20 protein-coding genes and 2 pseudogenes are annotated in these 24,181 nt (G+C 54.5%); 17 read left to right on the forward strand and 5 right to left on the reverse strand.

The genetic code is table 11. The features are described from left to right. Nucleotides 1-14: 14 nt before the first annotated feature. From AC6I21_RS06430 to rsmD, 3 genes are read left to right on the forward strand one after another with little or no spacing between them, the layout of a single operon-like run. On the forward strand, nt 15-977 hold the full coding sequence (locus AC6I21_RS06430) for a DAK2 domain-containing protein (protein ID WP_171021276.1): 963 nt from the start codon (nt 15-17) through the stop codon (nt 975-977). Next, nucleotides 970-3,156, forward strand: coding sequence for an ATP-dependent DNA helicase RecG (locus tag AC6I21_RS06435; RefSeq protein ID WP_497763257.1), 2,187 nt, complete (start codon nt 970-972; stop codon nt 3,154-3,156). The genes AC6I21_RS06430 and AC6I21_RS06435 overlap by 8 nt, the downstream gene beginning before the upstream one ends. A 36-nt stretch (nt 3,157-3,192) precedes the next feature. After that, nucleotides 3,193-3,777 carry a 16S rRNA (guanine(966)-N(2))-methyltransferase RsmD gene (gene rsmD / locus AC6I21_RS06440; protein WP_054820467.1) on the forward strand — a complete coding sequence of 195 codons (585 nt, stop codon included), beginning with the start codon at nt 3,193-3,195 and terminating at the stop codon, nt 3,775-3,777. Here rsmD and AC6I21_RS06445 read toward each other — a convergent pair. Continuing rightward, nucleotides 3,754-4,536, reverse strand: a complete 783-nt coding sequence (locus tag AC6I21_RS06445) for a spermidine synthase (protein WP_497763258.1) — start codon at nt 4,534-4,536, stop codon at nt 3,754-3,756. The genes rsmD and AC6I21_RS06445 overlap by 24 nt on opposite strands. A gap of 3 nt (nt 4,537-4,539) precedes the next feature. After that, the gene (locus AC6I21_RS06450) at nt 4,540-5,745 is read right to left on the reverse strand and encodes an aminotransferase class I/II-fold pyridoxal phosphate-dependent enzyme (RefSeq protein WP_497763259.1); all 1,206 of its coding nucleotides are present in this window, start codon (nt 5,743-5,745) and stop codon (nt 4,540-4,542) included. A 115-nt stretch (nt 5,746-5,860) separates the two neighbouring features. Between AC6I21_RS06450 and coaD the strand changes: the two genes are divergently transcribed. From coaD to AC6I21_RS06500, 10 genes are all read left to right on the forward strand, one after another. Continuing rightward, nucleotides 5,861-6,331: a pantetheine-phosphate adenylyltransferase gene (coaD, locus tag AC6I21_RS06455; RefSeq protein WP_497763260.1), complete on the forward strand. Its 471-nt coding sequence runs from the start codon at nt 5,861-5,863 to the stop codon at nt 6,329-6,331. A gap of 84 nt (nt 6,332-6,415) precedes the next feature. After that, a complete protein-coding gene (gene galU, locus AC6I21_RS06460; RefSeq protein ID WP_054820471.1) occupies nt 6,416-7,318 on the forward strand; it encodes a UTP--glucose-1-phosphate uridylyltransferase GalU in 903 nt (300 codons plus the stop codon). A gap of 125 nt (nt 7,319-7,443) precedes the next feature. Next, complete coding sequence (locus AC6I21_RS06465; protein ID WP_497763261.1) at nt 7,444-8,514, forward strand: LCP family protein; 1,071 nt, start codon at nt 7,444-7,446, stop codon at nt 8,512-8,514. Nucleotides 8,515-8,656: 142 nt separating this feature from the next. Beyond that, nucleotides 8,657-9,505: an ABC transporter permease gene (locus AC6I21_RS06470; protein ID WP_054820473.1), complete on the forward strand. Its 849-nt coding sequence runs from the start codon at nt 8,657-8,659 to the stop codon at nt 9,503-9,505. After that, complete coding sequence (locus AC6I21_RS06475) at nt 9,495-10,373, forward strand: ABC transporter ATP-binding protein (RefSeq protein WP_246049812.1); 879 nt, start codon at nt 9,495-9,497, stop codon at nt 10,371-10,373. The genes AC6I21_RS06470 and AC6I21_RS06475 overlap by 11 nt, the downstream gene beginning before the upstream one ends. Before the next feature lie 3 nt (nt 10,374-10,376). Next, entirely contained in the window at nt 10,377-11,423 is a 1,047-nt protein-coding gene (locus tag AC6I21_RS06480; RefSeq protein ID WP_497763262.1) for a glycosyltransferase family 2 protein, read from the forward strand. Continuing rightward, nucleotides 11,413-12,231, forward strand: coding sequence for a CDP-alcohol phosphatidyltransferase family protein (locus AC6I21_RS06485; protein ID WP_497763263.1), 819 nt, complete (start codon nt 11,413-11,415; stop codon nt 12,229-12,231). Before AC6I21_RS06480 ends, AC6I21_RS06485 begins: the two co-directional genes overlap by 11 nt. 38 nt (nt 12,232-12,269) lie before the next feature. Continuing rightward, nucleotides 12,270-13,154, forward strand: a complete 885-nt coding sequence (locus AC6I21_RS06490) for a glycosyltransferase family 2 protein (protein ID WP_497763264.1) — start codon at nt 12,270-12,272, stop codon at nt 13,152-13,154. Nucleotides 13,155-13,223: 69 nt separating this feature from the next. Next, nucleotides 13,224-13,682 (forward strand): FAD synthase family protein, encoded by a 459-nt coding sequence (locus AC6I21_RS06495; RefSeq protein ID WP_421015374.1) that lies wholly within the window; start codon nt 13,224-13,226, stop codon nt 13,680-13,682. Between the two features lie 77 nt (nt 13,683-13,759). After that, nucleotides 13,760-15,121: a stealth conserved region 3 domain-containing protein gene (locus AC6I21_RS06500; protein WP_497763404.1), complete on the forward strand. Its 1,362-nt coding sequence runs from the start codon at nt 13,760-13,762 to the stop codon at nt 15,119-15,121. A gap of 677 nt (nt 15,122-15,798) precedes the next feature. On the opposite strand, the pseudogene AC6I21_RS06505 reads toward AC6I21_RS06500, so the two are convergent. The 3 genes and pseudogenes from AC6I21_RS06505 to AC6I21_RS06515 all read right to left on the reverse strand — a co-directional run bounded on the left by AC6I21_RS06505 (nt 15,799) and on the right by AC6I21_RS06515 (nt 17,181). Continuing rightward, a pseudogene (locus AC6I21_RS06505) lies at nt 15,799-16,285 on the reverse strand (ATP-binding protein). A gap of 100 nt (nt 16,286-16,385) precedes the next feature. Further along, entirely contained in the window at nt 16,386-16,712 is a 327-nt protein-coding gene (locus tag AC6I21_RS06510; RefSeq protein ID WP_497763265.1) for a hypothetical protein, read from the reverse strand. 214 nt (nt 16,713-16,926) lie between these two features. Continuing rightward, entirely contained in the window at nt 16,927-17,181 is a 255-nt protein-coding gene (locus AC6I21_RS06515) for a hypothetical protein (protein WP_497763266.1), read from the reverse strand. A 304-nt stretch (nt 17,182-17,485) separates the two neighbouring features. Here AC6I21_RS06515 and AC6I21_RS06520 point away from each other — a divergent pair. From AC6I21_RS06520 to AC6I21_RS06535, 4 genes and pseudogenes are all read left to right on the forward strand, one after another. Continuing rightward, nucleotides 17,486-17,623 (forward strand): annotated as a pseudogene (locus AC6I21_RS06520) (IS110 family transposase); the annotation flags it as partial. A 324-nt stretch (nt 17,624-17,947) separates the two neighbouring features. Then, a complete protein-coding gene (locus AC6I21_RS06525) occupies nt 17,948-20,674 on the forward strand; it encodes a bifunctional glycosyltransferase/CDP-glycerol:glycerophosphate glycerophosphotransferase (RefSeq protein ID WP_497763267.1) in 2,727 nt (908 codons plus the stop codon). Nucleotides 20,675-20,822: 148 nt separating this feature from the next. After that, the gene (locus AC6I21_RS06530) at nt 20,823-22,496 is read left to right on the forward strand and encodes a stealth family protein (RefSeq protein WP_497763268.1); all 1,674 of its coding nucleotides are present in this window, start codon (nt 20,823-20,825) and stop codon (nt 22,494-22,496) included. 61 nt (nt 22,497-22,557) lie between these two features. Continuing rightward, nucleotides 22,558-24,162 carry a LicD family protein gene (locus AC6I21_RS06535; protein ID WP_497763269.1) on the forward strand — a complete coding sequence of 535 codons (1,605 nt, stop codon included), beginning with the start codon at nt 22,558-22,560 and terminating at the stop codon, nt 24,160-24,162. Nucleotides 24,163-24,181 lie beyond the last annotated feature (19 nt).

Consider the following 24,181-nt stretch of genomic DNA (forward strand, 5'->3'; position numbering starts at 1 on the left):
AAGATTGATTCCCCATGAGCCAAAAACTCGATACCTCCGGACGAGCCATCACCCAATGGCTGGAACGGAGTGTCAAGAGTCTAGGCAATCACTCGGATCGGCTCAACGCGATTAACGTCTTTCCTGTCGCGGACGGTGATACAGGCAGCAACCTGTATCTCACCGCCCGCGCCGGACATGACGCCGTGAGTGAGTTGGACAGCCCGGACGTGGGTGGATATCTGGAAATAGCCGCCCGCGCCGCCATGGAGTCCGCGCGTGGCAACTCCGGAACATTGCTTGCCGTCTTCCTCAGCGGTTTGGCTGAACCGCTGATCGGCGCTGACCGTCTCACCGCGCCCGGGTTGGCGGCAGGCCTGGAACGGGCAAAGGTGCGGGCATGGTCCGCTCTCAGCGACCCAGTAGACGGAACCATGCTTTCGGTAATCAACGCTGCCGCCTTGGCGGCGAGCAGCACCGTAATGCACCTGAAGCATGACCCGGAAAGCCGCGCAGCCCTGGACGAACTGCTGACACAAGTCGCTCAGGCTTCTCGGCTGGCTGTCCAGGGAACAGAAAATGAACTGCCGAGCCTGGCGGAAGCCGGCGTAGTGGATGCCGGCGCTGTGGGCATGTTGATCATCATTGATGAATTGTGCGCCGCAGTGCGCGGCACTGACGCGCAGTTTGAATTCTATGAGACCTTCCACGGATACAACATCCAAGACCCGCACGTCCACCTTTCGGTGGACAACGCCGAGGGGGTAGAGGTGATGTGCACCGTCACCTTGGATGCACTCGGTGCCGCTACTTTGCGCGGGCAATTGGATTCCATTGGTGATTCGGTGATCATGTCGCCGGTGAACCAGCGGGGCAAAGCATTCCGCTGGCGCGTACACGTGCACGTCCCCGAACCCGAAGAGGCGTTGGCCCTGATCCGCCAGCATGCCGAACCGGTCAACCTTAGTATCACCGACCTATGCCACCACGATGCCTGAAATGACGCGCAGCTCCCTGCTTGAAGCTCCTTTGGCTACGGTTGTTGGGGGCAACAATGCCAAACAGCTGCAGAAGGCCTTCGGCTACGAAACAGTCGGTGAGTTTTTAGCACACTTTCCACGACGCTATGTCGAAGTAGGGGAACTGACCCCGATTTCGGAGCTTCCCTACGACGAACACGTCACCATCGTTGCCCGCGTGGTAAACACCAGCCAGCGCAAAATGCACTCCCGACGGGGATTCATCTTTGAGGTGACCGTCAGCGATGAGCTCGACGCCAACGGTCAGCAACTGCGGATGACATTCTTCAACGGATATCAGGCCCGCAACGAACTCCAGCACGATACCGTGGCAATGTTCTCCGGCAAGGTCAGCTGGTATCAGGACCACCTGCAGCTCAGCCAGCCGGAGTACGCGATCCTAGATGAGGCGGCCGAAGCCGACCCACGACCCATCCCGATCTACCCGGCATCAGCCAAAATGCCGAATAAGAAGATCCGCGATCTGATGCAGCTCGTACTTGACCGTCTATCGCCCGAGGATGTCCCCGAATTCATCCCACAGAACCTATTGGCGTCCCGCGGCTACGTCAACCGCTTCCAAGCCCTGCTGGAACGGCATCAGCCCCAGGAGATCCGTGACGGGTACCGGGCACGCAACCGCTTCGCTTATGAGGAAGCGCTGCTCTTGCTGTTGTCCTTAGCCGAACGCAGCAGCGAGGTCAGCCAGCAGCGGGCCACACCCCGTCCACCCAAAGTCGCAGGAATCGCGGCACGCTTTGATGCGAACCTGCCCTTCCAACTGACCGACGAGCAGATCACCGTGGGGAGGGAAATCAGCGACGACCTGCAAAAAGCGCACCCCATGCACCGACTGCTGCAGGGCGAAGTTGGCTCCGGAAAGACCTTGGTGGCCCTGCGAGCCATCCTCCAGGTCATTGATGCCGGGGGACAGGCAGCACTGCTGGCCCCGACCGAAGTCTTGGCGACCCAGCATTACGAATCAATCCGCAGCATGCTCGGACCCCTGGCTGATCCTGGCCTCTTCGGTCAGGGTGAAGGCACCGGTGTTGCCCTACTGACCGGCTCGGCCAAAACTGCGCAACGCCGACAGGCTCTGCTGGGGATTGCCAGTGGTGAAACCGGGCTCATCATCGGTACCCACGCCTTGCTGGGAGAGCAGGTTCAGTTCGCTGACCTCGGGCTGGTCGTAGTTGATGAGCAACACCGCTTCGGGGTTGAGCAGCGGGACACGCTGCGTGCCAAGGGCAACGACTCGGTCCCGCATACGCTGGTAATGACCGCGACCCCGATACCACGAACTGTCGCCATGACCGTGTTCGGTGATTTGGAAATCTCCACCATCCGGCGAATGCCCTTTGGCCGGGCTCCCATCACCACGCACCTGGTACCGCTGCAGCTGCCCGGGTATCAGCAGCGCATGTTTCACCGGATCGCCGAGGAAGTGTCCAAGGGGCACCAGGTGTATGTAGTATGCCCTCGTATTTCCGACACTCGCGGTGAGAGCGGCGTGCCCGCTGTATCTGCGACTGCGGGCGGCAGGGAACCAATGAGCGTCGAGGCCATGCATGAGCTGATGCACTCCATCCCGCTTTTCAACCAGGTGCGCGTGGAGTCGCTCCATTCCCAATTGCACGCCGAGGACAAGCACGCAATCATGGAAGAATTTGCTGCCGGGGAGATTGATGTGCTGATTTCCACGACGGTCATTGAAGTCGGTGTTGACGTTCATAACGCGACGTTGATGGTCATCGTTGATGCAGAAAATTTTGGTATTTCCCAGCTCCACCAGCTGCGCGGTCGAGTAGGCCGCGGTGGCTTGCCCGGCACCTGTTTGCTCACCACCTGGTTGGACGCGGATCACCCCTCGGTGAACCGGCTGCGCACCGTGGTGGGAAGCATTGACGGGTTCGAACTTGCCGAAGCGGATCTGGCCGAACGCAAGGAAGGCAACATCCTCGGAGTCCAGCAGTCGGGCAGCCGTTCATCGCTAAAAGTGCTCAGTGTGATGAAGGACCGGAACATCATCGAGAGGGCACGCGATGACGTGGCGCTATTGACGAGATCAGGGACATGGAAGACTGATTTTCCACGTCTTGCCACGACCCTTGCTTCCTGGGTGGATGACTCCACCCGCGAATTCCTAGAGAAGAACTAAAGTGACGTTTTTGAGCGATTCAGGGAAGGGCACATCATGAGCCGCATCATTGCAGGGGCCGCCGGTGGAATCAGTCTCAAGTCTGTTCCCGGGAACGCCACCCGGCCCACAACCGACCGGGTTAAGGAGGCCCTGTTCTCTCGGCTGGAAAGCTGGGGTGTCTTGCAGTCCGCGCGCGTATTGGATCTGTTTGCCGGCTCCGGGGCACTGGGCTGCGAGGCCGCTAGCCGCGGAGCTCGCAACGTCCTCCTGGTTGAAAAAGCGCCCAAGGCAGCGGCGGTGTGTCAGCAAAACGCCGGCACCATTAACCGCGTCCTAAAAGCCGAAACCATCCACGTGCACCGAGGCAGTGTCGATACGGTGCTGGAAGGTTTCTTTGATAACCAAACCGGGAATCCTGGCCGCACCTTTGACGTAGTGTTCTTGGACCCACCCTATCCCTTGACGGATGACGAATTGGCGAAGACCTTGCAGAAAATCACCCGAGTTTTGGCTGATGATGCAACCGTAGTGGTAGAGCGATCGAGCCGTTCTTCTGCGCCCCGGTGGCCCGAGGCGCTAGCGCCCTTGGCCGATAAAAAATACGGGGAGACCCATCTATGGTTTGCCGAACCGATCTAGGTCGGTTCCACTGAGCACTTCCGAAGGATGAGGCCCCGCAGCCTTCCATTCTGCGACGGTGGAGGAATTCACCGACCGATTCGTGGCGGTAAGTACGAGGTTTCCCGGATATCTCCGGCTGAACATTTCGGTCGGGGCGCTGACGGCAACGAAGTTGAAATTGGCCCGCGCGGCCGCAGCCTGAGTGTCCGTGAAGCGCAGCGGTGGGTCATCTCCGATGTTGACGAACAGTACGCCCTCGGGGGAGAGCCGGGAAGCCAACAGCCCATAGTAGTCCGGGGTGGTGAGATGCTCGGGGGCATCCGGTCCACTGAAGATGTCCAGGACGATGACATCGTAGATCTCGTTAGCCAACTCTGAAGTCAACACGCTGCGCGCATCTGCAGTGATCGTGTTTAGATGTGTTCCTGCCGGCAGGGGCAATTCTCGAAGGACGAAGTCGACAAGTTCTCGTTCGAGGTCCACGGCGACTTGTGTGCTGCCCGGGTATTGTTGCCCCGCCCACCGTGCCAGAGTCAGGGCGCCCGCTCCCAAATGCAACAAACGGAGAGGCTCGGCTGTTGGATAGAGGACTTTCATGTGGTTGGCAATACGAGCCAGGTACTCGTAGGCGATCTCGCTCGGGTGATCCATATTGACATGAGACTGCGGGGCATCTCCGATGGAGAGCACCTTGGCGCCGGCAATCAATGGATCCGTCTCGATAACGGCATGGGCTTGACGGATGCTCAGCCATTGGGAGGGATGATGTTCTGCCACAGCTCAACCCAGTTTTGTTTGCAGCGAATTCAAGCGCTCAATAGCCAACTGAAGCACTTCAGGACGTTTGCAGAACGCGAAGCGCAACAACGTCGAGCTACGTTTATCTTGCGTGTCCTTGCAGAACACCGAGAGTGGAATGGCAGCCACGCCCGCTCTCTCCGGCAGGAGACGGGCGGTATTTACCGCGTCCGTTAGCCCAAGCGGTGCAATATCCGCTACGAGGAAGTAGGTGCCGCGAGGACGCAGGACCGTCATACCCGCTGCTTCCAGGCCAACTGCCAGCTGCTCCATCCGAGCAGCTAGACCTGAAGCGAAATCAGCGAAGTAGCTGGCGGGCAGTTGCAAGGCTTGGGCAACCGCGTGCTGAAATGCTGGCCCTGAAGAGTATGTCAAAAATTGTTTAACTGTCCTGACAGCATCGATGAGGTGCTCAGGGCCGGTGGCCCAGCCCACCTTCCAACCCGTGAAGGAGAAGGTCTTGCCTGCCGAGGAAATGGTGATGCTTCGTTCAAATCCTGCGGGCAGGGAAGCAATGGGGGTATGGGTGACCCCAAAGGTCAAGTGTTCATAGACTTCATCCGAAATGATCAGACAGTCATGCCGGTGGGCCAACTCGATAATGCGTTGTAGAACGTTGGGACTGAAGACGGCGCCGGTTGGATTGTGGGGGTTATTTAGGATGATCAATCGTGTGCGGTCGTTGATCACTGAAGCTAGCTCATCCAGATCGGGTTGGAAATCAGGTTGGCGCAGCGGCACGACCCGGTGAACCCCATTAGCCAACCCAATCGCGGCACCGTACGAGTCATAGAAGGGCTCAAAAGTGACCACTTCGTCACGAGGTTCCGTAAAGGCAAGGACGGAAGCCGCGATGGCTTCCGTCGCGCCAGTAGTTATTACCACCTGGCTTCCGGGATCCACCGTGAGACCGTAGAACCGGTGCTGGTGCTCGGCAACTGCTTCACGCAATGCTGGAACACCGCCGCCCGGAGCGTACTGATTCGCACCCTCCACGATTGCTTGGATGGCGATGTCGCGGATTTCTTGCGGGCCCTCGGTGTCGGGGAAACCCTGACCGAGGTTAACCGCCCCATGTCTGGATGCAAGCGCGGTGATCTCTTCAAAAATGGTGCGGCCCGTCTGGCCACGGGCATCAACCAGATTTGCGCCAAGAGCGGTTCGCAACCATGGGCTAGGTGTCGTCATGGGAACCATTATGCGCGGCTCTGGGACGGAATTCACACTTGTCGCGTCTTGTCTTGTTACACGCCACTAACTGAAGCTTCGGCGATGCCTGCCGGATTCTTGATAGATTCAGACTATGCGTCGAGCCGTCTGCCCCGGATCTTTTGATCCCATCCATAATGGTCATGTAGAGATCATCGCGCGTGCCGCGAGCCTTTTTGATGAGGTCATTGTTGCCGTCTCGACGAACTATTCTAAAAAATACCTATTCAGTGAGGAAGAACGCGCGGCCATGGTCGACGAGACTCTCGGTGGCCTGAGAGGGGTATCTGCGATGCCTATGGGCAATGGCTTGCTTGCCGATTTCTGTAAAGAACAGGGAGCGGAGGCCATTGTCAAAGGTCTGCGCAGCACTGTTGACTACGCGTACGAGATCCCGATGGCAACGATGAACCGGCACCTGACCGGAGTTGAAACGGTCTTCCTGCAGGCGGACACCCGGTATACCCATTTATCTTCCTCATTGCTCAAGGAAGTCTCGGCGTTGGGTGGAAACGTTTCAGAGTATTTTCCCCGAGCAGTTATGAAGCGGATTGCAAAGCTCTGAGTCTCCCGCAGCGTCTGGGAGGGGCAAACGCACAGGCTGCTATATTGCAGTTTCATCAACTAACAGATTGGTAGGTCTCACAGTATGAATTCTCAGCGCCGGATAACTAAAGCGGTAATACCAGCGGCCGGATTAGGAACGCGTTTCCTGCCGGCAACTAAGGCCATGCCAAAGGAAATGCTCCCTGTGGTAGATCGCCCTGCTATCCAATATGTGGTGGCTGAAGCAGTGAACGCTGGATTGAATGATGTCTTGATGATTACCGGACGTAGCAAACGTGCTCTCGAGGATCACTTTGACCGTGTTCCGGCTCTGGAGCAGACGCTGGAAGACAAGGGAGACATAGCTAAGCTTCGCAGCGTTCAAGAAGCTACGGCACTGGGAGACATCCACTACGTGCGCCAAACCGATCCGAAGGGTCTTGGGCACGCAGTGCTATGCGCGAAGAAGCATGTTGGCAACGAACCATTCGCCGTTCTTCTGGGCGACGATCTCATCGATGAGCGCGATGAGGTTCTTAACACGATGATCGAGGTTCAAGAGCGTACTGGTGGCTCGGTTATCGCACTGATGGAAGTCGATCCAAAAAACATCAGCGCATACGGGTGCGCAGATGTCACCGAGATTGACGGGGAGAGCTACGTTAAGGTCAACGGACTGGTTGAAAAACCAGCAGTGGAGGAAGCGCCTAGCAATCTGGCTGTCATCGGGCGTTACCTCCTCCACCCGCGCGTTTTCGAGGTTCTGGAGCACACGCAACCAGGGCGTGGCAACGAGATTCAGCTGACTGATGCGCTCCAGGAACTTGCCGCCGCCGATGGTGATGGTGCAGGCGTGTACGCGGTGGTGTTCCGCGGTCGCCGTTACGACACGGGTGATAAGTTGAGCTACCTGCAGGCGATCATCTCTTTGGCTGTAGAGCACGACGAACTGGGCGACGGACTGAAGCCGTGGCTTCGGGAGTTCGCTGCGAATATGGAGAACTAGGATCTTGGAGGGGCTACTCAGCATAATCACATTTATGTTGAGTAGCCTTTTCATTTGCGGCAACGAGAGTGAAAAGTATAGTAGCTTCGCTGTGAGCAAGAAACAGCCGACAAGCGGAGTATTGGATGTCCCATAAGAGCAAGGGTGGATCTACGCAAGTTGCTTCACGTAGCGTCCGATTCGGCACCGCACGTCGTCGTCGGCGTAGAGTGCGGGCGATTGTTCTTTCTGTTGTGAGCCTGGTGCTGGTGGCGGCGCTCGGTGCAGGCTACTATCTGTTCAACCTCAGCCATAAGTTCAATTCGCAGAAAAGCACAGTTTCGATTGATTTCACGCCTGAGGAGGAAGAAGCTCGTCCAGTTAAGGATCCTGAGGACGGCTCAATGAATATTTTGCTGCTGGGCGTGGATCACAGTGACGAAGCCGACGCTGGCGCGAATTCTCTTACCGAAGCGGCCGGTCAACGCAGCGATTCAATGATGCTGGTGCATATCCCGGAAACCCGGGATGAAGTCTTCGTCATGTCATTGGTCCGCGATACTTGGATTGAGATTCCGGGCCACGGAATGAATAAGCTCAACTCTGCGATATCCCTGGGCGGTGTCCCACTACTCATGCAGACGCTGGAAGGAACTTTTGATACGAAGATCGATCACGTCGCGATGATCGATTTTGAGGGATTCAGGGAGCTGAGCACTGCGCTAGGCGGAGTCACCGTTGATAACGACATCGCATTTACCGCTAACGATACTGATTACTACTACCCTGAAGGTTCAATTACCCTAGAAGGGGATCGGGCTCTTAGGTTTGTGCGCGAACGCAAATCCTTCACCGATGGCGATTACCAACGTGTACGGAACCAAAGGAAGTTTATTTCGGCAGCGGTCGATCAGATGTTGGCACCCGGAGTACTGACCAATCCGGCCAAGGTGTATGACCTGGTGGACAAGGTTTCTCCGTATCTGACCTTTGATGAATCTTTTGACGCTGCGACAATGGTCGGCCTAGGCATGCAACTTAAGAATGTGGGTGCAGAAGATCTTAAAATGTTCACAATGCCCACCGCTGGAAGCTCAATCAGCCCTGATGGACAGTCAATAGAGTTAGCGAACGAGAAAGCAATCTCTCAGATCCGCGAGGCGCTACGAACCGATAAAATGAGCGAGTACCTGGCTAAGAACCCGCCCCCCGATTAATATCGAACGTTAGTGCGAGATGAGTCACTAACGGAACTCAGAGGTGATTGCGCGTCTAGATGGCGCTATCAACTAGACTTTGAGCTGTCCTAATTGACTTTACGATTAGATCTTTACGCGTTGCAAGAGGAATCGAACGAACATGACAGTTGCCGAGGTCGCCGAACAACATGGTTTGCACCGGGTAGGCGCTCGCCCATCGCTGGGCAACTATCTCAAGCAGACTTGGGAGCGGCGTACCTTTATTTATGAACTTGCGAAGGCACGCGTCCAATCCCAAAATGAGCGCAATCGTTTGGGTATGGTATGGGTTGTCCTCAAGCCAACCTTGAACGCTCTCATGTATGGATTCATTTTCGGAGTTCTGCAGGGAGGTAGTCGCCCTGCTGATTTCCCCATTTACGTAGTAATTGGCGTCTTCCTTTTCGAGTTCTTCAGCTCGTCTATGACCGGAGGAGCAAAGTCAATCACTGGCAACACTGCGCTCGTGCAGTCGCTTTCATTTCCTCGAATGTCGTTGCCCGTCGCGCAGGTTACTCAGAACTTCCTAACTCTGATGCCGATGCTCGTAGTAATGTTCCTGTATGCGGTGATTTTGGGATCGATGCCTAAGTGGAGCTGGTTCGCAATCGTCCCGATAGTTCTGCTCTTTACTGTCTTTAACATGGGTATTGCTTTCATCTGCGCGCGAATCACTGTTCACATTAGGGACTTCACCAATATCCTTCCACTGATCGGTCGCGTTCTCTTCTACACTTCTGGCGTTCTCTTCAGTGTTGATCGACTCCTGGGATCGTGGCCGTGGATGATCTCTGTCTTTGAGTATCACCCGATCTATCAGACGTTAACACTCGCCCGCTCGCTAATCATGGACAGCGTTCCGTATGAGCCCCGAGCATGGTTTGTTATCGCAGCGTGGGCGATCGGAACTCTAATATTTGGTCTCATCTTCTTCTGGAAAGCCGAGGAGCGTTACGGCCGTGTCAATTAGTTTCGATGACCTAATCAATCCGCAACTGCACCCCGAATATCAACCCGAACCTGTTTTCTCAGATGCCACGACGTTTGAGGCCAGTGAAGGGCAAGAAAAGGAGGAGCAGTCCTCCCTGGAGATCGATCCCAACCGAAACCCTGTCGTAATTGTAGACAACCTACACGTCAAGTATCAGGTCTACTCCAGCGGAAAGTCTGTGGGAAATGCCGGAGCACGTCGTCTTCTACAGACAAAGATGAGGGGACTGCGCACCGTTCACGCTCTAAAGGGGATATCGTTCGTCGCGTACGAGAACGAGTCGATCGGCATTATCGGGACCAACGGGTCTGGAAAGTCCACACTTCTGCGAGCTATTACAGGATTGACTCCGCCATCTTCAGGAGCGGTGTATGCGACGTCGCGGCCGAATCTGCTAGGTGTAGGTGCTGCGTTGATTCCCGACCTTTCAGGCGATAAGAACATCACCCTCGGTGGGCTGGCACTTGGTTATGACAGACCAAAAGTGGAAGAAATGCGTGAGGACATCACTAAGTTTGCAGAGCTAGAAGAATTCATCGATCTGCCAATGCGAACTTATTCGTCTGGCATGAGTGCGCGTCTGAAATTCGCCATTGCAGCTTCCAAACAGCACGATATTTTGATCGTTGATGAAGCATTAGCTGTAGGAGATGCCAAATTCCGCAAACGCAGTGAGGCCAAAATCCGGGAAATGCGCGAGAACGCAGGAACGATCTTTCTGGTTTCCCACTCGATGGGATCGATCCGGCAAACTTGCAATCGTGTGATCTGGATTGAAAAGGGCGTGCAGAAAATGGACGGTGACCCGAATACCGTCATCAAGGCGTACGAGAAATTCAAGAAGTAGCGTATGACTAATTTTCCAGGTGTTTCATACGTCATGCCTGTGCTCAATGAGGCCAATTATTTAGTAGATGCCGTTGGTTCAATTCTTGACCAGAGCTACCCAGGGGCAAAGGAACTGATTATTGCTCTAGGGCCAAGTGTGGACGGAACCAACGAGGTCGCTCAGCGCCTTGCGGAGACAGACGAGCGTATCGTTCTCGTGCAAAATCCGGAGGGGCGAACGCCAATTGCCTTGAATCTGGCGATACGAGCCTCGAGCTATCCGGTCATCATTCGCGTCGATGCCCACAGTGAGTTGCCGGAGCATTACACGCGTCGAGGGGTCGAGACACTATTCCGGGTCCAGGCACACGATGTAGGAGGGTTGATGGACGCTCGCGGCAGAGCCCCGCTACAACGCGCCATTGCGGCTGCCTATAATTCACGCTTTGGTTTTGGTGGGGCCGCGTACCATTCCGGTGCGCCCGAAGGTCCAGCCGAGTCTGCGTATCTCGGAATCTTTCGGCGCGAAGTTTTCGACGAAGTGGGTTTTTACGATGAGTCCATGTTACGAGCTCAAGATTGGGAGCTATGCCACCGGATCAGGGAAGCGGGCTACAGAGTTTGGTTCGACCCAGAGCTGAAGGTAGGTTACTACCCACGTGACACTTTCCGTGCTCTGGTTTCCCAGTCATTTGCCTCCGGTACCTGGAGAGCGGAAATCGCTCGCCGATACCGCGATGGAAAATCATTGCGTCATGTAATACCGCCGCTGATGGTACTCGGTGTAACTGCTGGCGTCGTCGCAAACTTAGTGCGGCCTTTGGTCAAAAGATCGGCGTCGCCCAGCGCGAAGCGATTTTTGAACTTGGTCTCTGCTGCTCCCTATGTTTACGGAGGACTAGCTGTATGTGAGGGAATGCGAGGCCAGGCCCCAAGAACGAGTGAAAGGCTTCTCACAGGGACGGTATTCCCGGCCATTCATTTTCCGTGGGCTCTTGGGTATGTGCGTGGGCTGCTTCTCGGTGCGGGAAAGACTGTTGATCGAGGCAGAGTGAACCATGGACGTTGAGCGACCAAAGAATCCGACGCTCGAGCAACTGCGCGAGGTTTGTCAGCCCCCTGAGGTTCGCTCGCGGCGGAATGCTGAGCATTGGACCGCCGAACTGTACCTTCGGCATGTCTCCATCTATCTCACCGCAGTTTTGGTGCGCACCAGAATTACGGCCAATGGAGTCACCGGCCTGATGATTCTCGCTGGGTGGAGCATGTCATTGGCTCTCCTGATCCCCGGCATATGGGGGCCGATTTTGGCACTCGTGCTCTCGCAGTTGCAGCTTTACTTTGATTGCTCGGATGGTGAGGTAGCCCGTTGGAGATCAAGCCAGTCTCCAAAAGGCATCTTTATCGACATGGTGGGCCACCATACTACTGAGGCATTGATTCCCCTTGCATTAGGGTATCGTGCATTCCGGGAGCTCTCTGCTAGCGGAACGACGATCTCCCAGGCATGGCCCACTCTATTTATGGCAGCGTGTTTGGCTGTGCTACTCGTATTGAATCGCTCTCAATCGTTGATGGTTCATGCTGCACGCGGAATGGCTGGGTTAGCCAAGCTGCCTGATACCGCTGATGCGCGCGCAGTACCGACAACTACTGTTATCGGTCGATTGCGCGCCCTTGCCAAATTTCTCCCGTTTCATAAGTTGCTGCACGCAGTGGAGCTTAGTTTATTAATACTCTTTAGCGCCGCGATGTCAGCCTTTCTCGGCGAACCTGGGGTGGGGGAGAAATGGATGATTTGGATCCTGCTGCCAGCTACATTCCTGGTGAACGTTGGGCACTTCATCTCCTCAATGGCGTCTTCACGCCTTAAGTAGAGAAGCCTAAAACAATCCAGGGTCGTAAGGGGAACGTGATGCATCAAATGCCATCGTCGATGGGAGTAGTTGTTTTGACTATGGGGAGAAGACCAGCCGAATTACAGCGTGCACTCAATTCACTCCTTGCCCAAAAGGGCGTGAATATCGATGCCGTGGTGGTGGGTAATGGATGGAACCCTGAACGAATCCCTGCCCCGATCAAGACCCTGTTCCTTCCGGAGAACCAGGGAATTCCAGCCGGTCGTAACGCCGGTGTTCCAATGGTTTCAGGCGAATTCCTATGCTTCCTTGATGATGATTCTTGGTTCCTTGAGGACGATTTTCTAGCTTCAGCTATTGAGCGATTCCGCCTCCATCCGGGCATGGGGCTACTACAGCCTAGAATCACTGACCCAGGACGTGACGATGATCCCACACGTTGGATCCCGCGCCTGAACAAGCGTTCTGCGGAAGTACCGAGCAAGGTATTCCACGTCGGAGAAACGTGCCTGGTTATGCCCCGCGAGGTTTTCGAAGAAACCGGTGGATGGGCGGGTGGATTCTGGTACGCTCACGAAGGCATCGAATTAGCATGGCGTGTTTGGGATACAGGTAGATACGCTTGGTACGCGGGCGATATGCGAATCGGGCATCCGGTGGTCGATCCTAGAAGACACGACGAATTTTACCGCTTGAACGCGCGTAACCGGGTTTGGCTGGCGCGTCGCAACCTGCCGTTGCCGTTTCGGTGGTTATACACAATGGACTGGGCGCTGGTGGAATGTCTACGGCTCCGGCGGAACAAGTCGGCCGTGCGCCAGTACCTCTCCGGCTGGATGGCCGGATGGAAGGGGAGCCCTTGGTACCAACAGCCACGTCGGAAAATCCGCTGGACCACGATCCTGCGCATGACCTTGGCCGGCCGCGCGCCGCTCATTTAATTTAGAGTTTGCGCCGGCACCGACTACATTGGGAAGAGTCAACCCGGATGTCTGAAAGGTGAGCCTAAAATGAAAACCGTATTAACTTACGGGACCTTCGACCTGTTTCACATCGGGCACCTGAACATGCTCAAGCGGCTCAAGGAAAAGGGCGACCGGCTCATTGTGGGGGTTTCCACCGACGAATTCAACGCTTTGAAAGGCAAGCGCCCGATCGTGCCATTCGAACAGCGTATCGAGATCGTGCGGTCTATCCGCTACGTCGACGAGGCCATTCCCGAGTCCACATGGGAGCAGAAGCGCAACGACATCTCCAAATACGGCGTCGACGTGTTCGGCATCGGCGAAGACTGGAAGGGCCGATTCGACGACTTAGAGGACCAAGTGGAGGTTGTCTATCTGTCGCGCACCTCGGGGATCTCCACCACGGAGATGAAACGCGTGCTTAGCGAGTTCGACGAACGCCACGTCGAATCGCTGAAAAACACCCTCGATACTCTCAGTCAGATCGTCAAGGAGCTGAGCTAGCCCTACTACGGGTGGCGGGCCTCGTTTACCCGGCGATGATCGCAGTCAGGCCCGACCAGAATAGACAGGTGTTCGAAATGCTAGCAGGATGGCGGGGAAAAATTGGGCGCAGGCTACCCGAACCGCTGGTACGCCGCATGCTTGGGGCAACGCTGAAGGGCCCTTCTGGGGACACGACGCAAACCGTCACTCAACTGCGGGAGGACGCCGAGCGTGCCTCGGCCCGCATCGCCGCAGGTCTCGGCATCGCGTACGACCGCGTGGGACCGGGCCTGCCGTTCACCATTCAAGCAGCGAATTGGGAACGTCTGCGCGACGCGCTGCAGTCAGCCGGACTGCGCGTTCAGCGGTTGCACGATGCCCACTCCAACGCCGCCGCGACGGCCTGGAGCGTGAGCTCCGAGACGACGCCAAGCGCGGGCATCGCCGATCTGCGAGGTTGCGGGGCCATCTGGCAGTTGTTCCCCGGCAGTCTGGAAGCGCTGGTTGACGCGCAGGATTTCGATGAGACGGTCGACGCGGTCTATACCTGGGTGGATGCTAACGATCCCGCCTGGTACAGCTCTTATCTGCAGCAGCTGCGAGCTGCGGGACGTCCAGCAGGCGACAGTGCAGTAAACCTGGCTCGCTTCGCCTCCCGCGACGAACTGCGTTATTCGCTGCGGTCCTTGGAGATGAATCTGCCATGGATAAATAAGATCTATCTAGTCACCGCCGGCCAACGCCCCGCCTGGCTGGCCGAGGAGAACCCCCGGATCACCGTAGTGGATCACCGAGAGATCTTTGACGACCCCGTCCAATGCCTGCCTACCTTCAATTCGCATGCCATCGAATCGCAACTGGCGAACATCCCAGGGCTTAGCGAGCACTTCCTCTACGTCAATGATGACGTATTCTTTGGGCGGTATCTGCACCCTAACATCTTCTTCGGTCCCGCGGGTCAGGCCAAGTACTGCCTCACCAAGGGACACTTCGCACAGGCCGAGGACTCCGGCCTGCCGATCAACCAGGCTGCGGCTAACAACAGGGAAGTCATCCTGACGCGATTCGGCCGCACCACATCCCGCAAGTTCCAGCACGTTGCACACCCGCAGCGCCTGGCGGTCCACCGACGTATCCATGAAGATCTCGGTCCGCGTGTTGCCGAGATCGCCATGCATCGTTTCCGTTCGGCCACCGATCTGTCCATCCCTTCTTCACTGGCACACCAGTACGCCGCACGGCTGGGCCTGGGTTACCCCACCTCGGTCAAATACCAGTACGTGGACATCGGGGCGGACACCTTCCACCTGGACATGGTGCGTCTGGCCCGCAACAGCATGCTGGACATGTTCTGTATTAACGAAGTTCTATCAGTTGCCGACGAAGTTCAACGCACACATGTCGTGAGTCAGTTTTTGCGAACCCGCTTCCCGCTCTCTTCATCGTTCGAGAAGTGAAAATGGCGCTATTTTTTGAGACGGTTTCTCGAATCGGTTCTGCCCCAATCTGGGATTGATGGCCAACAGGGACGCCGCTACGTCCGCGTTCGGTGCTGACCGTCTGCCGTGGCAATGACCTCAACATCGGTGACCAGCCGGGCTTGTAGTTCGCCCACGCCGTGAGCTTTGAAACCATTATGCCGCTCTTACTTGGTCTTCCGGACGCAACGAGCTTCAGGCTCCACCGTTGAAGTCATTCAGTCTGCCGTGACCTTCCCGGCGCTTTTCCATCGACATCTATACCGTTTGACTTCCCGTTTGGTTCCGCGTCGTGGACTGTTACCAATGCGAGTAACGCGTTTGTCTGACACTGCTTCGAGTCTTGTCCGGCACCTTCCTAGCGGGGAATAACCGAGATCGGTACTCAGCGTACATTATCGGATTCTCGTGTGCGACTGCGACCAGAGCCGGCGGTGTTACGTCAAATCAAAGTAGGCCATTAATGCGTTCAAAGGTGGGCGACTTCAGCCAGTTTGTGGTCCAATAAAACGTCATCACCCGGTAACGGGTACTGCCGGCTCATGATATCAGCGCTTTTTCACCCGGGACTGACCCCGGAACTGCAGCAGTCGTCCATGACGCACCAGCCGGTCAATTACCGCGGCCGCCATGTTCTCATTCCCGAACACCATGCCTCATCGTTTGAACTCCAGATTCGTCATGATAACCAGGCTACGTTTCTCATACCCATCCGCAATGACCTGGCACAACAAGCGGACGCCTTCCTCGTCAATGGGCAGGTACCCGAACTCGTCAATGACCAGCAGGTCATTCTTCGCGATCGATGCCAGCTCCTTATCCAGCTGGCCCTCGTCCTTGGCCCGACGCAACTGCAACACCAGGGGCCGTTGTGAAGAACTTCGCCGGGATGCCGCGGCTGCACGCCACAGCCTGGGCCGCGGCCAGGTGCGTCTTGCCGGTGCCCACGTCTGCGAACAGGATCAGATCCTGGGCCTGATTTAGGAAATCCAGGTCGAAGAACTGCGCACGCCCACAATCGGCCGGAAACCTGATCGCGGTGAAGCCATATCCTTGCAGAGTCGTCATCGCCGGCAACTTCGCGGCACGCAACAAGCGGGCTCTGCGTGATTCGGTGCGAGGAGCCTGCTCCGACAGGAGCAATTCATACAGGAACTCATGCTATTTCGGAGTGCCCTTGCGCGCGAATTCATCGATCAAGCTGCCGGTCAGGGACGCGGCACGCCCGTCCTGGAGCAGGTCGTCAAAAGCGTTCGTGCTCATACTGCCGGCACCGCTTCCACTGTAGCTGCAGCGCGCCCTGCGGGCTGCTGATCAATTGGTCATGAACTCCCAGGTCCACGGGTCTCGTCTCGAACTCGGTGCCCTGGGCGATGCGGCGGACCAGTATGCCCAGCTTCGGGCCCAAGGGATCGTCGCCTTCGGTGACCAGTTGCTCGGCGGCTTCCAGCGCCGTCAGGAACCCGATCGCTGACGGAGCGTCCTGCAGTGCGGTGAAGAAGCGCCGTCGATCGGCGCTATGCGCGATATCAATCCAGCCCCGTACCGGGTCGGCGAACTGGGCATCCAACGGGGAATTTGCCCAGCCGCCAGACTTGGCCGCCAACAGCCCCAAGACCACCGAGGGTTCGGTAATCGTTTCCGGATGCTGCCCGAAAACTCTGGGGGAAGGAGGGGCTCATAACCACGTGCTCGTCCAGCACCTCAATGGCTTTATGCCGCAGCCCGACCGCCAGACGCTGGGAAGCAAAGCGCGCACCGACGGCATGTGTATTCTGCGCGACCTACAGGAGGCAGTACCTGCTGGCCTTGCGGGTCTTGTGCATCACCGGGTAGAACCTGACCCCGTGCAGGTTCAGCAGCGCGGCTTGGTCTTCGGTAAATAGCTTCCGGCTGGGGACCTTCTTATTCCATTGCTCCTTGGCCGCGAAGCGGGCGCTGCGTTGCATCAGCAACTCATTGGTCTGGCCCATGGACGCAACCTGGGGCACGGGGATCATGATGTTGCGGCGCAGGAATTCCACGGCGGTTTTCCACATTGCCGTTCTCGTTGCCCGATTCCGGGTTGTAGGACCTGGCCTCGAACCAATAGTGGTTCTTGAATGCCGCGAAGAGCTGGGTTTGGATGATTTTTATGCGGGTCCGCTGGCCCACGTCGGTGACGTTGTCAGAGATCATCAGCTTCGCTGCCCTACGTGCTCGAAAATGGTTCGCAGCCCGTGACAAACGCATTCAGCAGTTGTGGCGAACTTCTTGTCACTGTCGGCGAGAACGCAGAACTTATCAAGTGCAAAGTAGCATTCGCAGCAATGTGTGGTGTCTGCCTGATACGAGGCCACATCTGGCAAAACGAATCGCCATCGGTTCAATCGCGGTGGCACTCGGCAGGAAAACTGTGCCCTGCACCAGATCATGCTTGTACGCACTGCCACTGACCCACGAACAAAGGACTACGTCGCCAGAACGACTGCCCGGGTATAACTAGAAAGAGGTCGTGAGGTGTCTCAAACGCTACCCCGTCAACGAAATCTTCGTGCACATCATCCGGCGAGTAGAAGTACCTGGCGTTGAAGATCTGCGACCGTTGCGTCAAGCACTGCAGCTGACCCGCGAATCGTTAGTATTGCTACAGGTCAGTTTACGGTTTGAGCTCATCTTTTGGCTTATCCATCGGGCAAAATAACAGACGACACACAACTGCCTAGAAGCCGGAGGGGCAATTTCCGAGCTGATCGTCCAATGCAGCGTGTCTCCAAATGCGGGTCTGCCCGTCATCAGCAACTACAATTGACTCTTGTGAAAGCTATGTCTGAAAACACCGTCGATGGGGTCATGGATCCAACACACTCGAATATCGATGCGTCGGTCACGCCAATAATATCAATCGTATCGGCCGTGTATAACGTAGAGGACTATCTGCAGGACTTCCTTGATTCGTTAGATCGTCAGAGCAATAGAAACAGCTTTGAAGTGATCCTTGTGCTCGACGGCTCGCTGGATTCCTCCGAAGACATGATTCGACAGTGGAGTTCGAATACTCGGGTTAAGCATACGGTGATCAAAAAAGCGAATGGCGGACAGGCCTCCGCTCGAAACGTTGGTATTAAGCGGGCTGCGGGAGAGTGGGTAACTTTTTGCGATCCTGACGATTACTTAGCCGATGACTACATACAACAACTCCTGACTTTCATGGGCGAGGACTCCAGCGGGAACGTCGTTATGTACGTGACTCAAGTTGTGACGTTTGACGAAAAAACGGGACAGATATCGACTTCGCATCCCCTGAATAGGAGGTTTCGAGACGGTAACCGCTTCGTCAACTTGGATCGATCTCCTGATTTCTTTCACATGAGCGGTGCAACAGCTGTGGTGAGAACTCACGAGCTAAGAAAACTTGATCATTCCTTTAATGAACGCCTCACCTTCAGCTTTGAGGATGCGCATTTTGTGTCAGCGTACCTATTGCAACAACCAACACCGGTCATCGGCGTGGTGGCATCGTCATCCTATTACTATCGTCGTCGTGCAGCTGGAAATTCGTCAGTCCAAACATCGGCGCTTCGCCCGGAAAAGTATGGAGCAGTACTTGAATACGGTCATCTAGATCTTCTGGAACTAGCCAAAAAAAGGCAAGGCTCGGTGCCAATGTGGCTACAGATGCTTATTATCTACGATCTGTTATGGTATTTTCGGGGTGATCGGAAAGTAGCAGCTCCCTCGAAACGCCTATCACCAGAAGTGCTCACCAGATTCCACGAGCTGGTCGGTAAGATTTTACAAGACATCCCGGAGCACTCAATTCATCAGTTTGAGGTCATGCCTACCGACTTCGATCTTAAAGATGCGCTTATATTAGGCTACAAGAACGCTAGTTATCGTCCACGAGTTGTTCAAGTCGAAAGAATCGATGTTGAGCAGAAGATGACACTACTGCATTATGTGTATTCCGGTGAGCTCCCGGAAGAGACTATCAGGTTTAAGGGTCAGCATATCGTTCCGAAACACGCCAAAACGCGACCCATGGTATTTCTCGGGAAGACACTTTTCTCCCATAGATACTTGTGGATTCCCGCAACGGGAACCTTCAGCGTCTCCATTGACGGAGAGATAAGAGAACTAGCACTCGGAATGAGAAAGCGTCCGCACTATGCACTTCGACCCTTTGTCGTAAGTAAGGCATTGGCGGGTATGGATGTCACTCGCAGCGTAGGGGCACAACAGGCAGCACGAGATTTATTGCCGATGCATGTACGTGTGACACGGAGAGCGCTTGGTGCTTATAGGAAGTATGAGCAGAAAACAGCAGCCAAGTTGAAGTTCAATAGAGACAAAAATCAGCGTCTGCTAAAAAGGGCTGACAAAAAGGAAGTCCGCCATAAATACAGCAATGCCTGGATTTTGATGGATCGGATCTATCGGGCGAACGACAATGCAGAACATCTTTATCGGTATCTGAAGCTCAACCGACCGAAAGTCAATGCTTGGTTTGTTTTAGAGAAATCGTCACCAGACTGGGAACGCCTCGCGGATGAGGGATTCCGCCTTTTGGAACATGGCTCAGACGAACACAAATTAGCTCTCATGAATGCTCAGGTTTACGCTTCGTCGCATTTGGACAAGTTTGTAACGGATCCACTCGAAGGCGCTCTTAAGAAGAGAGCAACTTGGAAGTTTGTTTTCCTTCAACACGGGGTCACGGACCACGACCTGTCTTTTTGGTTTAATACGAAGCAAATCGATCTTCTTATAACGAGTACTCATGATGAATACAAATCGATCATTGGGAACGATACATCGTACCGCTTCACCACCAAAGAAGTGAAGCTGACGGGCTTTCCACGACACGACGCGTTAGGGGAAAAGCCAGAGACAGCTCGTGCGCGTTGGATCCTTGTCTCGCCAACATGGCGACAGTCTCTGGTTGGGCCGCCTGACATTCAGGGACGACGAACAAAAATTGAAGGATTCAGGACTTCAGAATACGCTCTTTCATGGGGAAACTTCTTGAAGGATCCTCGTCTCGTTTCCTTTGCTAGCGAGAATAACTTGCAGATCGGTCTTCTCCCGCACCCCGCCTTGGTTGATTATGTTCCGGACATGGAACTCGGCGAGAATGTTCATGTTCTTGACTGGGACGAAAAACCGTTCGCTGAATTCGTTCACGAAAGTGCTGTACTCGTGACGGACTATTCTTCGACTGCTTTCGAGGCCGCTTATTGTGGAATACCGGTTGTGTACTTTCAGTTCGATCAAGAAGACATTAAACTCGGAGCTCACACCTACGATGGCGGATACTATGACTTCGAGCAGGATGGGTTCGGACCAGTTACAGTAGAACCTGCTGAAGCGGTTAGTGAAACTATATCCTCAGTGAAAGGGCTTGCTCACGCCCGATACAAAATGCGCGTCGAACAGACCTTTGGCTTTTTGGATTCGAAGAACAGCGAAAGAGTCTACCAGGAAATAAAGAAGCTATTCCGTCCGGCTAAGTACAAGGAAGTAATAGACCGAGCTGAGAGTGAAAGTAATTAGATGAACGAGAAATTCATTCGCGCGAGTTTTGTCTAGGTGGTTAGCGATTTTCGTTGTAAGACGATTTCGTTAATCCTCTTCAATGTTGTCCTGAGGAATCTCCTTCTCGTGAGAAATATTGAGTACCGTAGTCCTGATGGAGGTTAGAATGAACTCTGATATTAAGAGTCGACTCGCCCAAACGTCTAAAAGTTTCATGAAGCATGTCCTTCCCATGCCGCTATATAGAAGAGTGCGAGAGAAGGGATTACAGCTTTATTACTACGCCGATCGTGTGGGTGGACGGATACGGTTGATTCTGGCTCAGGACAGTAAAATAAAATACCGCTGTCTAACTAAACGGTGGAAAGGTATTGATTGGCACGTAGCCACACCCTTGCTTCCCCGTGAGATGGGTCGGCAGAACTTTAAGCTAGTAACCGAGGCATTGAGCCGGGCTGGCATCGATTGGTTGTACCTTTCTCAGGACAATCACCAAGCCGTAACTGTTGCTGTGGATATCGCCAATCGGAAAGCCGTGTACGACGCTTTAGTTCAACTTAACGAGGGCGTTCCCCTGTACGTTCGAGGATGGAAGTCGAAGAAAGTCCTTCCTTATTATGCTTTGACGTCCGATAAGTCTTTGATGGATGATCGGGTGATCGCGGTATATATGCCAAAGCTGTTCGATGGATCCTCGTTGGCATACGGCGCCGAGAGAGGTTGCCAAATCGAATTCTGGGAGTTCGGACAGGGTGAGGAAGGGAATGAAGTTATTGCTCCTCGCGAGAACCGCGCTGCGCTTCGGATGTCCGCCGCGGACGCAGAGCCTGTGAGCGTCGAAAGTGATCTTGGTACCATGTCCACTCCGACGGTACTGACTAGGACAATGGTTGATGACATTACATTTCCTATTGATGCCGTCTATACTTGGGTCGATGGGGATGATCCTGCCTGGCTGGAGTCGAAGTTTAGACGCCAAGCGCAGGTTATGGGGCGCGAGTATCACGAGGAAGCCACGCATGCCGCTAGATTCCGTTCACGAGACGAGTTAAAGTATTCACTACGTTCGCTCGAAATGTTCGCCCCTTGGTTCCGCCGAATTTTCATCGTGACGGCTGGTCAGGTACCGAACTGGTTGGATACAAGCAATCAGCGGATTCAGGTAATCGACCACCGAGATATTTATCCAGAGGGGGATTACCTACCGACTTTCAACAGTAATTCCATCATTTCTCGACTGCATCACATTCCGGAATTAGGCGAACATTATGTATATATCAACGACGATGTGTTCTTCGGTCGAGATTTAGGCCCGGATCGGTTCTTTACAGCAAGCGGACTTGCTAAGGTATCACCTTCTAACAACCGTCGACCGTTTGGAGAGGCTTCCTCCTCAGACGAACCCCATTTCAACCTCACTCGTAATATTCGCCGACTTCTAGAACAAGAATTTGGAGTAACAGTTTCACGAGCGATCAAGCACACTCCACATCCGCAGTTAAAATCCGCTCACTTTGAACTCGAATCTCGGTTCAAAAAAGAATACGAGCAGACGTGGGCAAGTCCATTTCGTGACCATCGTGATATTGTTGCAGATCAATTACATCATTACTACGCCCAGATAATCGGGAAAGCGGTTCCTACAAGACTGCGTTACCACTACATAAACATTCTGGATGATTCGTACCTGATGGTTATGCAGAATACTTTGAGGCTGCGAGATAGAGATACTTTCTGTATCAATGATGCTCCTGTGGTGGGTGCTCAGCCAATTGAGGATGAATACGTTACGCATTTTTTGGAATCCTATTTTCCGGTTAAGTCTAGCTTTGAAAAATAACGTACGGTAAACGACAGTTTATCGGGTCTTTGCCTTAGGCACTACATACGAGGAAAATCGAGTGCGAAACTTACTGAAAATGCTGAAAAATCGCGTAGCTTCGAATAAAATTGGGCTTGTCGAAGAATTTAATACTGACGTTATTTCTGGAAGTATTTACAAAACCGATTTTGATAAGGCTAAAGCGGGGGTTGACTTATTTATTAATGAAACTTTTGTGCTAAAAGCCCCGCTCCAACCTGCACGTCAGAATAGGTTGAGCTTCGAGATCGGTATGTATGACGTCTGGAGGTTTGCGCAACGCAGTGATCGAGTGTCCGTTAAGTTTGCTGGGCAGGCGCTGCCGATGCCTAACGGTGCGTTTTTCATGCATCCGAATCAGGATGGTAAGGAGAATCTCGAGAAATTACGCCAACGATTCGCCTCCGGTCAATCATTTGATGCGCGGGGGCGAATAGCCAAAGTTGGCAAAGACCTTGATTATACGTGGCAGGAGGGTGTAATGTCCCTCTATCAAGACGTGGATCGAGTAATCTACCAAGTCACTGGCTCGCGGTCCTTTATCTACAGTGGTACGCTGTTGGGCTACGTGCGCGATAGAGGCTTCATTCCTCACGATAAAGATATGGATTGCGCCTATCTGAGTAGGAAAACTACGACTGAGCAGGTTGCCGAGGAATTCGCTGCGATCGGGGAGAGGTTGATCGCGGCTGGCTATTCCGTGACCCCTAAGGCGTCATGTATTTCGGTGAGACGTGCTACGGGATCAAAGATTATGGTTGATGTTGCTCATCTTTTCGTAAAAGACGACGGGATGGTCGGCTTTCCATTTGGTCGTGTAGGGACGGCCGCCGTTGCCCCATCAGTATTTGAACCTGTAATGTCAGGGTATTTAGCAGGGTATCAAGTGGGACTCCCCGCACGACCGCAGGATGTGGTAGGGCATGTGTACGGTGAGGAGTGGAAAATTCCCGATCCCGACTTCAAATGGCGCGACCGTCGGCGTAGCCGGGATGCCCAGCCGCTACTGACTTACACTCAGCGTACTCGGCTTGCGATGGACGATTTCTACTCGCGCCCGGAAGTTACTGAGCCCTCCAACTTTGCCCGGTGGCTTGTGGAGGCGCGTATACTTCCCGCGCTAGCCGTTGCCTACGATCTTGGGTGTGGCAATGGCAGAGATCTAACCGTACTTTCGGAAGTTGCGTCAACGGTATGTGGCATCGAGCGCAGTAGCTACGCTTTCGAAGCTGCTGTCAAGGAGGTAGCCGGCAATTCGCGAGTAGATGTAGTTCAAGCAGACCTATTGGAGGAAGGATCCATTGCTCGTATCACCGATCACAAGGTGCGAACGGGCCCCCGGTTGTTCTACCAGCGCTTTCTGCTTAATGGGTTGACTCACGACCAACAGCGGACATTGCTATCGGCGATGTCGTTTGCGATGGCCCCGGGCGACATAGCGGCGTTCGAGCATCGCACTACGTTAGACGAGCCATTGAGAAAAGCGCGCTTCCGCTCATATCGTCGGTTTGTCGACACTTTGCAACTTCGCCGAGAGCTTACCGACCTCGGTTTCGAGATCATGGTGTGCGATGAAGGCACAGGCTATGCGCCGTTCGAGCGTGAGGACCCGTATGTTGTGAGACTAGTCGCAAAACGCCTCTGACTCGCGGAAGTTGATAAAT

This window comes from Glutamicibacter sp. St.4D3 (assembly GCF_059728615.1).

Coding starts and splice junctions, on each gene's coding strand:
- galU (WP_054820471.1), top strand. CDS start 6,416: ATGAATTCTCAGCGCCGGATAACTAAAGCGGTAATACCAGCGGCCGGA.
- AC6I21_RS06490 (WP_497763264.1), top strand. CDS start 12,270: ATGCATCAAATGCCATCGTCGATGGGAGTAGTTGTTTTGACTATGGGG.
- AC6I21_RS06525 (WP_497763267.1), top strand. CDS start 17,948: ATGTCTGAAAACACCGTCGATGGGGTCATGGATCCAACACACTCGAAT.
- AC6I21_RS06485 (WP_497763263.1), top strand. CDS start 11,413: ATGGACGTTGAGCGACCAAAGAATCCGACGCTCGAGCAACTGCGCGAG.
- AC6I21_RS06465 (WP_497763261.1), top strand. CDS start 7,444: ATGTCCCATAAGAGCAAGGGTGGATCTACGCAAGTTGCTTCACGTAGC.
- coaD (WP_497763260.1), top strand. CDS start 5,861: ATGCGTCGAGCCGTCTGCCCCGGATCTTTTGATCCCATCCATAATGGT.
- AC6I21_RS06430 (WP_171021276.1), top strand. CDS start 15: ATGAGCCAAAAACTCGATACCTCCGGACGAGCCATCACCCAATGGCTG.
- AC6I21_RS06450 (WP_497763259.1), bottom strand. CDS start 5,745: ATGACGACACCTAGCCCATGGTTGCGAACCGCTCTTGGCGCAAATCTG.
- AC6I21_RS06435 (WP_497763257.1), top strand. CDS start 970: ATGCCTGAAATGACGCGCAGCTCCCTGCTTGAAGCTCCTTTGGCTACG.
- AC6I21_RS06470 (WP_054820473.1), top strand. CDS start 8,657: ATGACAGTTGCCGAGGTCGCCGAACAACATGGTTTGCACCGGGTAGGC.
- AC6I21_RS06480 (WP_497763262.1), top strand. CDS start 10,377: ATGACTAATTTTCCAGGTGTTTCATACGTCATGCCTGTGCTCAATGAG.
- AC6I21_RS06500 (WP_497763404.1), top strand. CDS start 13,760: ATGCTAGCAGGATGGCGGGGAAAAATTGGGCGCAGGCTACCCGAACCG.
- AC6I21_RS06495 (WP_421015374.1), top strand. CDS start 13,224: ATGAAAACCGTATTAACTTACGGGACCTTCGACCTGTTTCACATCGGG.
- AC6I21_RS06515 (WP_497763266.1), bottom strand. CDS start 17,181: ATGTGGAAAACCGCCGTGGAATTCCTGCGCCGCAACATCATGATCCCC.
- AC6I21_RS06530 (WP_497763268.1), top strand. CDS start 20,823: ATGAACTCTGATATTAAGAGTCGACTCGCCCAAACGTCTAAAAGTTTC.
- rsmD (WP_054820467.1), top strand. CDS start 3,193: ATGAGCCGCATCATTGCAGGGGCCGCCGGTGGAATCAGTCTCAAGTCT.